4 protein-coding genes are annotated in these 3,540 nt (G+C 59.4%); 1 reads left to right on the forward strand and 3 read right to left on the reverse strand.

From position 1 onward, the window contains the following. Positions 1-755: ferredoxin reductase (locus tag AWB68_RS43260; RefSeq protein ID WP_087650231.1), on the reverse strand; the 755-nt coding region annotated here is incomplete at its 3' end. A gap of 176 nt (positions 756-931) precedes the next feature. Then, positions 932-2,284 carry an MFS transporter gene (locus AWB68_RS43265; protein WP_087650232.1) on the reverse strand — a complete coding sequence of 451 codons (1,353 nt, stop codon included), beginning with the start codon at positions 2,282-2,284 and terminating at the stop codon, positions 932-934. Between the two features lie 246 nt (positions 2,285-2,530). On the opposite strand from AWB68_RS43265, the gene AWB68_RS43270 reads away from it, so the two are divergent. Beyond that, positions 2,531-3,118 (forward strand): MarR family winged helix-turn-helix transcriptional regulator, encoded by a 588-nt coding sequence (locus AWB68_RS43270; RefSeq protein WP_087650233.1) that lies wholly within the window; start codon positions 2,531-2,533, stop codon positions 3,116-3,118. Between the two features lie 241 nt (positions 3,119-3,359). Here the strand turns inward: AWB68_RS43270 and AWB68_RS50435 are convergent. Then, positions 3,360-3,540: hypothetical protein (locus AWB68_RS50435; protein WP_235028843.1), on the reverse strand; the 181-nt coding region annotated here is incomplete at its 5' end.

The following is a 3,540-nucleotide window of genomic DNA, read 5'->3' on the forward strand; positions in this document are numbered from 1 at the left end:
AAAGTCTGGCCCGAGCGCTCCAGCTTCACGCGAAATGGCTTGTTCTCGGCAACGAGCGACTGATCGACGCCGAAGCTCTCGAAATGCACGCTGCCCTGGGGCCAGTGGCCGGTCATGTCGCGCACGCCATCCATCAACGCGCGCGGGCCACAGCAGTACACGTGCGTGCCGCTCCCAGGCTTCTCGAAGACGGGCCAGAAATCGAAGGCATCCGCGGGGTCACCAAAATCGTGATACACGACGACGTGTGACTTCCATTCGGAGCCGGCAAGTTCGTCGAGGAACGCGGTCATTTCAGGGCTGCGTGTGAGGTAGTAGAGCTTGAAGCGGGGGCCGCCGGTGGCCTTCAGATGCCGCATCATCGAAAGAATCGGCGTGATGCCGATGCCGCCCGCGACGAACACGAAGCTGCGTACCCGCTCGCTCAGACCGAACTCGTTGCGAGGCTCTGAGACTTCAATCCGATCGCCCTCCGACACGTCGTCCGTCATGCTGACCGAACCGCCGCGACCAGCAGCATCGCGTTTGACCGCAATCACGTAGCGGTCGGATTCATCCGGATCGTTGCATAGCGAATAATTGCGGTTCGCGCCGCTCGGTACGCGCACCGTGACGTGCGAACCCGCAGTGAAGGGCGGTAGTTCCCGCCCTTCCGGATCGCGCAACTCGAAGCTCACGATACCCTCTGCGACCCGCGTTTTCTTCTTCACCGCGAGTGTTCTGAATACCTGTTCGATGCTTGTCAACTGGCTCATTTGCGTCTGCCTCCCTGCTCTCTCTTCGTCCCGCGCGGCGCGAAATCAGCAACGCCATCCAATGCACTTATATTAGATATCTAATCAAATAGGTGCAAGCGGGTTTTCCCTGAAAGCGGTGGAAATGCACGAAAAAAAAGCGCCCGAAGGCGCCGTCCGTGCTGCGAAAATCGTGCTCAGGAAGCTTTTTCCGCGTGTTCGCGAAGCGTGTTCGCCGGCACGCCGATCAGCACCGCGAGCCCGCCGAGCACGACGAGTGCCGCGATCGCCGATAAACCGATCGCTAGACTCCCCGTAACTGTCTTGATCCAACCCAGAGCGACCGGTCCGCAAAACGCGCCCACCTGTCCGAGACTGCTGATCGCGCCGATGCCGGCCGCCGCCGCTTCGTCGGTGAGGTAGGCCGGTGGGATCGACCAAATGATTGCGGCGGCGCCGAAGTAGGAGATCGAGATCATGCCGAGACACACGATCGAGGCCACCGTGCTGCCCGACACCAGAGGCAGCAGGAAGCCGCCCAGCCCGCCGATCGCCGTGCAGCCGAAAAAGTGCCAACGCCGCTCCAGTGTCACGTCTGAACTGCGAGCAACGATAAACATGCCGAGCGCACCGATGATGTAAGGCAGCGCGGACAGCAGCCCGACATTCAACACGTCGGCGACACCCGCCTGACGGATGATCGTGGGGGTCCAGTAATTGAGGATCGTGCCGCACAGCGGCACCGTGCCCCAGCCCGCCGCGAGGATGTAGACACGGGGATCTTTCAGCGCCGCGAGTAGCTGATGCTTGCCATGCTTCGAAGGCTTCTTTTCGGCGCGGTCGGCAGCGAGCGCATCGAGGATGATCTTCTTCTGATCGTCATCGAGCCAGCGTGCGTCCTGCGGTTTGTCGACGAGATAGAAGAATGCCACGATGCCCATCAGGAGCGCCGGCAAACCTTCAAGGAAGAAGAGCCATTGCCAGTTCTTGTAGCCATAGACATCGTTAAAGTTATGCAGAATCCAGCCCGATAGCGGCCCACCGATGATACCGGCAGCCGCAATCGCAAGCAGGAAGCGAGACGTTATCCGCGCACGCCGTGCACCCGGATACCAGTACGTGAGATACAGGATGATGCCCGGCCAGAAGCCAGCTTCGGCCGCGCCCAGCAGAATGCGCGCGATGTAGAACTGGGTCGGCGTGGTCATGAACGCCATCGCAGTCGAAATGCCGCCCCACAGAATCATGATGCGCGAGATCGTCAGCCGAGCGCCGATCTTCTTTAGCCACAGCGTGCTCGGCACTTCGAGCAAGATATAGCCGATGAAGAAGAGGCTCACGCCGAGCCCATAGGCGGCATCACTCAAGCCCAGATCCTGTTTTAGATGCAGTTGCGCGAAGCTGACGTTCACCCGGTCGAGGTAGTTCAGCACCCAGCAAACGAAGATGAACGACATCAGCCGCCAGGTGACCTTGTGATACGTCGCTTCGACGCGTGCCGCCGTTGCGTCCGACTCCGGCAGGAATTGCGTAAGTGTGGATTTGGCCACCAGATGTCTCCGTTCCGCTCGCTCATGAGGACGACGCGCGGTCGCTCGGAATCCTTCCGCGCGTACATCGCGTCCTAAAATTTTACTTCGATCTCTAACTATAATAGTAGAGAGGCCGGCGAGGGCAAGCAAGCTCGGGTTTGCCCCGAGAAGACGTTTATTCGTGATGTTCCGGCGTCCGAGGCGGCGTTCTTACCGGCTATCATGTCGATCAGGCTACATTCCGGGCTTTGGGAACACACTGTCATGACACGAAAGAAACCTGTGGCTGGCGCGCCACGCGAAACCGCGGAAATGCTGCGTCACTGGCACGACACCGTGCCGAACGATCGGCTCGCGCACCTCGTAAAGGACGCGACGCGCTCGATGGTCCGTGCTCTGCAAATGCGGCTCGCTGAACACTCTGTATCGTTCGGACACTGGACTTTTCTGCGCATACTTTGGGAAACAGATGGCCTCACGCAGCGCGAATTGAGCGAACAGGCGGGCGTGATGCAGCCAACCACCTTCGCCGCGGTGACAGCGATGGAAAAGCTTGGACTAGTCGAGCGGCAGCAACTGCCCGATAACAAGAAGAACGTACATGTGTTCTTGACCCCAGAAGGCCGTGCGCTCAAGAAAAAGCTCGTGCCGCTCGCCGAGGAAGTCAACGAAATCAGCGTGTCGGGCCTGAGCGAGCGCGACATCAACATCGCGCGCAAGGTACTGCTCGCGATCATTGAGAATTTGGCGGAGGATGAAGCCGGGTCCACGAATCCAATGCGACGCGTGCCGTCTACCCGCGAGCTCGGGAGAATCATCGCCGAGCGGGGGGAGACGCTCGAAGATGTTTGATTGTGGTTCAGGTAGCCGCATGGCGTGCTAACCAACCTGGCCTTTACGTTCGCCGTCTAATCGTTGTTCGGGGTAATCGTACCTTTCGCACAGTTTCTGGCGATTCGATCCGAAAACCCCTTATCAGTCACCGGCTTGCGAATCCTGTGATGGCGCGAAAGCCGCGGAGCCGCCGAGCCTGGCTGCAAGTGGAACTGCATGCGACTACCGCCAGATTTCGCACGATCGAACGATCACTCCGTCACGGGCGGCGTCTTGTTTTCATCGATTTGCAAACTCCCGCCGACGGCTCGCTTGTAGCGGCGTAGGGTCTTCTCCAGAGCCGGCAACACATTGAGGTTTTGCCGCAGTAAGCGTCGGTATCATGTGCTGTGACAATACGAACGATCGGACGCTTGATGAAGACTTTGAATCCAGCTGTG

It is taken from the genome of Caballeronia choica, assembly GCF_001544535.1.
Classification (GTDB): Bacteria; Pseudomonadota; Gammaproteobacteria; order Burkholderiales; family Burkholderiaceae; genus Caballeronia; species Caballeronia choica.

What these genes read in the sequence shown, in the direction of transcription:
- AWB68_RS43270 (WP_087650233.1), top strand. Translation starts at nt 2,531, where the DNA reads ATGACACGAAAGAAACCTGTGGCTGGCGCGCCACGCGAAACCGCGGAA.